Below are 6,531 nucleotides of genomic sequence, written 5' to 3' on the forward strand. Positions count from 1 at the left end.
GCCGCCTTAGAAAAATGAATCAAACATGTTGAACAAAGCGCTTGCCGGTTCCCGTGGAGGATGGACATACATCACTTCACCCGCATGAGGAGGGGTGCGGTTTTCAATTCGAATGCGTGGTGGTTTATCCGAACCTTCATGCAAGACTTTAATTTGTGACGTCCATAAGCGTCCGGTACTTTCACTATAGAATAGGGGAAGTGCAGAAACAGGTACATTCATTCGGTCAAAGCGTAACTGCTGATGGCTGGTATTATGAAATTCTATCGGGGTCACCGCGCGAAAAGCGCGTGGCTTGAGCTGATGCAGTTCAGTACGGCCATCAACCGCGGTGGCATAACAAATTTCACCGATACGATGATTGGGCCCGAACCAGGTATCTTTGGGCAGAATCACCGGAATATCAAACAGCGGGTCTTTTTGGCTTTCGACAAAGCCTGCAATCCATAAAGGGGTGCTGATATACAGCGTACCGCGCTGTCCTGCCGGAATATAAATCGGATCGACCGGTTTAATCACCACGGAACGATCGGCCAGACGCGGCATCAGCTGTAATTTATTGTGAGTGGACTTGAACATATAACGTTCAACTTTCAGCGGTTGCGGAAAAGCAAAATTAGGATCTTCAATCGCATGCCACTTCTGTTCATAGTCGTACTGAACTTGAGGGCGATGATATTCCATGCGCCATTCTTGCAGACCACGAGTCAGACGAAATAACAGTGAACCAAACTGCCAGGCCTTAGGCTGGTTCAATTCAAAGCTTTGTTCGCCCCACCATTTGATTAAATTGGGCTGCTCTGCATCTATTAATTCATCGTTTTTAGACAACGGTATATTTCCTTTATAGCTTAATCATTAAAAACAGACTTCACGCTGTCCTATGCTTAGAGTACACTCAAATCAATTTATTCATCATTATAAACTTTGATGCAAGTACTTAAACAATTACAAATACCATATAGTTTTGCCAAGCGTCATGGCGTGTTGCTTAGATACGAGGGTGATCAGGCATTTATTGTGCGTCGTGAAAATACGCCCTTGCTGGCGATACAGGAAGCACGTCGCTATTTAGGCCATGCTGCACAGCACCAGTTGTGTTCTGAGCAGGAATTTCATCAGTTACTCAGTTCAAGCTTTGCCGGCGATACCGGTGAGTCGCAACAGGTAGCCGCTGGTCTGGAAGATCATCCCGATTTACTCAGTTTGGCAGATTCGGTGCCTGAAGCTGAAGACTTGATGGATCAGGAAGATGATGCACCGATTGTCCGGCTGATTAATGCCTTGCTGTCTGAAGCCATCCGCGTGGGGGCTTCCGATATTCATATTGAATCCTTTGAGAAAAAACTGTCGGTACGTTTACGTGTTGATGGTCAACTGCGCGAAATTGTACAACCGCGTCGTGAACTGGCACCATTATTGGTGTCACGGATTAAAGTCATGGCCAAACTGGATATTGCCGAAAAGCGGATTCCGCAAGATGGCCGTATTTCGTTACGTCTTGCTGGACGAGAAGTGGATGTGCGGGTTTCGACGCTGCCTTCATCACATGGTGAACGTGTGGTCATGCGTTTACTGGACAAGCAGGCCGGACGTCTGAATATGACCCATCTGGGTTTAATGCAACCGGATTATGAACGCCTAACCCATCTGGTACATCGTCCACACGGCATTATTCTGGTGACCGGACCAACCGGTTCGGGTAAAACCACGACTTTATATGCAGCTTTGTCTGACCTGAATGATGGCTCAAAAAATATTCTGACGGCTGAAGATCCAATTGAATATCAACTGGAAGGTATCGGGCAAACCCAGGTCAACAGTAAAGTAGACATGACCTTTGCCCGTGCTTTAAAAGCCATGCTGCGTCAGGACCCGGATGTGGTGATGGTCGGGGAAATCCGTGATCTGGAAACCGCCGAAATTGCCGTTCAGGCATCCTTAACCGGTCACTTGGTTTTATCTACACTACATACCAATACCGCAATTGGTGCAGTCACCCGTTTAAAAGATATGGGCATCGAACCATTCTTGCTGGCCAGCTCCCTAATTGGAGTGATTGCCCAGCGTTTGGTTCGAACCTTATGTCCACGCTGTGCCACATGGCATGATGCAGATGCGTTTGAAACCGAAATTTTCAGGCATCTGGATGTCAGAGCTGAACTGAAGTTACCGCAACCGAAAGGTTGTGATCACTGTTCACATAGCGGTTTTATGGGACGTACAGCGATTTATGAAATTGTTCCTGTGGATGAACCCATGCGCCGTTTGATTCATGGCAATGCTGCGGAATATGAGCTGGAAAGTTATGCGCGTAAACAGTCCGGTTCAATCCGCGATGATGGTTTGCGTAAAGTACTGGCAGGAAAAACCACTTTGGAGGAAGTACTGCGTGTGACCAATGAAGCTGCCGAATAAGTGGGATCATGACTGATCATCTGTAATGGTAAAAACTATCTGTAAAGCTTTGCGGCACGGTGCTTAAAATTAAAAAGGTTGATCATATTTGTTGATCAACCTTTTTTATGGGTATTAAAAAATCTAAGTTTAGAATTGCAGCAAACGACGGTGCTGCATCAAAGGCATTGACTCACGGATTTTGGTTTGTTCGGCTAAATCAAACGGTACGGTAATTAGTTGAGTGCCTTCATTTTCTACTATTGCCAACAACTGCCCGCGTGAGTTGGCAGCGCCTGCGTGCCCCCAAGTTTGGCGTTTTTCACCATGCCAGCCTTGTTGAGCTGCACCTAAAACCTGACATTGGCTGTCCATCGCACGGGCTTGTAGTAGTAATTGCCAGTGCATTTGGCCGGTAGTGTAGGTAAAGGCTGATGGTGCGGTAAGTATGTTTGCACCTTGACTGCGTAAGCTTAAAGCCAGTTCTGGAAAACGCAAGTCATAACACACCATTAAGCCAATATTACCAAACGGGGTTTTGGCAATCACTACATCCGTACCCGGTTCAAAGAATCGAGATTCCTGATAGCCACCCACAACATCACCCACTTGTACATCAAACAGGTGAATCTTGTCATAACGTGCTTCAGTCCCTTCAGGACTAATACATAAACTGACGGTACGTACACGGCCATCACTAATGATGGAACCATCTGGGCGGAATGGGCAGGGAAGTGTTCCTGCTACAATCCAGATTTGATATTGATGTGCCAGTTGTTCCAGGCGTTGCTGAAGGCTTTCAAACTGTGCTGCGGTCTCGCGTTGTTTTCCACCTGCAAAACAGACGAAGTTTTCAGGGAAAACAATCAGCTCTGCACCATCGGCTTTACTTTGTTGTACCAATGACTCGATCACGATGAAATTGGCTTCAATATCATCCTGGGAATTCATTTGTGCAACAGAGAGTAAAGTCATGGTGTAAGCTCTAAATCATCATTTTTATACATTTTGCTGCGACACTTGTTCTAAGGTGTCTTGTTCTTTTTGTAATTGTTTCACCAAAGGTTCAAACATGTTTTGGTTACTTTCATTTAACTTCATCAATGTTTTATGTGCATCTAGAACAGTGGTTAACATTGCGTTATGGGTAATGTGCTCTTCGATTAGCTCGCGAGTACATACTTTCGGATCACCACAGTAATTTAAAATCACAAAGACCTGTCCCAAGCCCATGCTATTGGCCAAGGTAGTAATATCCGGATTGGTGGATAACATGACTGCCTGAATTTGATGGACCTGTTTCAGCTTTAAACCCAGCTTGGCCAGTACACCTAAAACAGTGCTGTCAATAAATGTAGTTTGGGTTAAATCTACGATTGCCCCAACGACATTTGATTGCTGTTCAATTTTACTAAGAAGTTTGTCTAGACTAATACAAGATTGAGCACGCACTTCGCCAATAAGCTTAAAAATATGCGTTCCATTCAAGCTTGCATATTCAACATGACCTGTTGACATATAAATGCCATTTGCAGAGAAGGATATTAAAATTATCACATAGGGCCACTATAGACTCAAGTAGCCTAGAGTCGTATATCGCTTAGTTGAAAGTTAACATATTGATTATACGATTAATTCATTCGGCGTAAACTTAAGATGGCGATGTCGTCTGCCACATGTTCAGGGGCCTGAAAGGATTGATTCTGCAAATGAAAGACTAATTTTTCAAATTGTTCATTCAGTCCGCCATCAAACGGTTCCAGTGCACCATCTGAACAAATAATAAACCGGGCATGTCGATTTAGCACACATTCAAATTCTTCCACTTCCAGGTCTTCAGTCAGCCCCAAAGGGAAACTGCTGGTGTTTAAAATTTTAGGCGGCTGATTGGGTTCAAAGATAATGGCAGGAGGATAATGTCCGGCACTGGACCAGCGTAATTGATGGGTTTCTAAATTAAGAACGCCTGCAATCATGGTAATGTGCTTTTCGATATTTTCCTGAACCAGCATGCCATTCAGTTTTTTAATTAATTCACGGGGTGTTTTGGATCGGCCATGAAAAGCCGCCATCCAGGATGTCAGTAGACTGCTGGTAACCCCATGTCCGGAAACATCGGCCAGATAAAACATGATTTCTTTATCGCTGATTTTCCAGTAATCGTACCAGTCACCAGACAAATAGGCAGAAGGTTGAAACAGGGTTTCAACCTTATAGTTGATTAATTCTAGAGGGTTGGGAAGTAAACGTTTTTGTAATTCTGCTGCTGAAGGCAGGTCACGACTATCTTGATTACGCTTGTATTGGGCATCAATTTTTAATAAGGAAGCTTCCGGATCACGTGGCAGCTTGTTCCAGATCCAGCCGGCTAAAGCACCCAATTCCCATGCCTGAGCCAATGCCATCCCTTCATTTTCAAAAGCCAGGACGATGGTCGGGAGTGACCATTGGTGAGTCAGATAGTCTTGTACATCAGCAATCGCTAAAATGGTCGGATCATATAAATTAATATCATCTATGTGAATCATTTGCACACCGGGAAGTGCACTGAGTACCTGATCTAAATAAGGAATATTGCGAGTCGGTTGAATGAAATACATAAAGAAATTGTATGACCCTTAAATTGATATCATCTAGAGTTGTACTATAACAATCTAATGATCAGCAAAGGAAGATGCTGTGCTGATCATATTGCTATTAAATAGATACGATTTATTTGGTTGTGGTGTCTACGTTATCTTCTTGGATTTCATTATTGGATGAATCAGGATTACTTTGTTGATCTTGATCTTCAGTGCTGTCCTGATCGTCTTCAATGAACATGGTTTCAGGTTCTAGACCTCTCTTTTCAGCAATAGAAAAACTTTTCCGCTGTAAATAAATATCACGGATTGCAGCATATTTGTCACCTTGTAAAACATCTTCAATGTCTAAAAGCTGGGAGCGGGCATCAATACCGCCTAACATTTGCTCACTCCAGTACACTCCATCACGATCTTCTAAAATATACTTTTGGGGACGGGCTTGACCATCGACAATCAGACCTAAAGTATCACGGAAAGTGCTAGGGCCAAACACAGGCAGGACTAGATAAGGACCAGAAGAAATACCGTAATAACCTAGCGTAGTGCCAAAATTTTCTTCTTCGACATATAAGCCGATACGACGAGCAGGGTCGGCAAAGCCTAGGGTGGTTAGAGTGTTAACGGTAAAGCGACCTAAAGATTCCGCGGCACGAAGTGGACGGCCTTGAATCAACTGGTTTACTGCATTCCATGGTTCCCCTAAATTTTTACGAAACTGGCGATAAGAGCCACGTACTTCATTAGGAACTTTTTCCTTATATTGAATTGCGAGAGGGCGGGCAACCTTACGATCTAATACCTCATTAAAAGCAAATATCTGTCTATTTAAGGGTTGTAATGGATCTTTCTGGTTTTCAGGTTGAGTTGCACTTGCATCAACTTTCAAATCTTTGGCTTTAATGTTTTTTAATTCTTTCAATACTTCAAGTCTGGAGTTGGTATGTTGAGCAGATTGAGTTTGTGCTGTAGCAGATTCTAGCTCTGAAGTATTCTGTGCTTCAGAAGGAGCAACTAAATCCTGCGCAAATACAGGAGAAATTAACCCTAAAGATAAAAAGCTAGCCCAAATATAATGAAAGTGACGCATAAAAAATCCTAGAGTTCTATTAAGCCGGTACTTAAAGCAAAATACGTAATTAAATATATTAACAGGTCTTTGAACAGGCGTATTAAAACAAATCTGATCAAAATATGTAGGAAAAAATACTAAAATGACTAAAAAATGTCCTGATGGCGTTTAGAGTTAAAAAAAGGAGTTGCAAGCGCATTAAAATGCTGTAGAATGCACATCCATCGGCGGTGATGAAGATTAAAACTTCTGATAAAACAGCGACTTAGCACGAAGTGTTGAGATTGCGTTTTAGAAAGAAAGTTTAAAACAATTTGAATTACTGATTGACACTGAGAATATCTAGTGTAATATAGCCGACCTAGCTTGCTGGTGACGAACCAGTAAGAAGATCATTAAGAGATTATGAAGAACAACTTGTGTGGATTTTTACTGGTTGATTGATCGAAATTATTTTCATTGATTGATGGTAGAAATTAC

The 6,531-nt window shown here is 42.9% G+C and carries 6 protein-coding genes; 1 reads left to right on the forward strand and 5 read right to left on the reverse strand.

The features are described from left to right. Positions 1-6: 6 nt before the first annotated feature. Positions 7-831, reverse strand: coding sequence for a hypothetical protein (locus GTU69_RS07275; RefSeq protein ID WP_166169384.1), 825 nt, complete (start codon positions 829-831; stop codon positions 7-9). Positions 832-930: 99 nt separating this feature from the next. Between GTU69_RS07275 and gspE the strand changes: the two genes are divergently transcribed. After that, positions 931-2,418, forward strand: coding sequence for a type II secretion system ATPase GspE (gspE, locus tag GTU69_RS07280; RefSeq protein ID WP_166169386.1), 1,488 nt, complete (start codon positions 931-933; stop codon positions 2,416-2,418). 129 nt (positions 2,419-2,547) lie between these two features. Here gspE and GTU69_RS07285 read toward each other — a convergent pair whose 3' ends face one another. The 4 genes from GTU69_RS07285 to GTU69_RS07300 form a co-directional block, all read right to left on the reverse strand. Then, a complete protein-coding gene (locus GTU69_RS07285) occupies positions 2,548-3,372 on the reverse strand; it encodes a carbon-nitrogen hydrolase family protein (RefSeq protein WP_166169388.1) in 825 nt (274 codons plus the stop codon). 24 nt (positions 3,373-3,396) lie between these two features. Beyond that, on the reverse strand, positions 3,397-3,915 hold the full coding sequence (gigB, locus tag GTU69_RS07290; protein WP_086197450.1) for an anti-anti-sigma factor GigB: 519 nt from the start codon (positions 3,913-3,915) through the stop codon (positions 3,397-3,399). A 113-nt stretch (positions 3,916-4,028) separates the two neighbouring features. Then, entirely contained in the window at positions 4,029-4,997 is a 969-nt protein-coding gene (gene gigA / locus GTU69_RS07295) for an RsbU family protein phosphatase GigA (protein ID WP_086197449.1), read from the reverse strand. Positions 4,998-5,109: 112 nt separating this feature from the next. Beyond that, on the reverse strand, positions 5,110-6,069 hold the full coding sequence (locus GTU69_RS07300; RefSeq protein ID WP_166169390.1) for a VacJ family lipoprotein: 960 nt from the start codon (positions 6,067-6,069) through the stop codon (positions 5,110-5,112). Between the last annotated feature and the right edge of the window lie 462 nt (positions 6,070-6,531).

Source organism: Acinetobacter sp. SA01 (genome assembly GCF_011319235.1).
In the GTDB taxonomy this organism is placed as follows: domain Bacteria; phylum Pseudomonadota; class Gammaproteobacteria; order Pseudomonadales; family Moraxellaceae; genus Acinetobacter.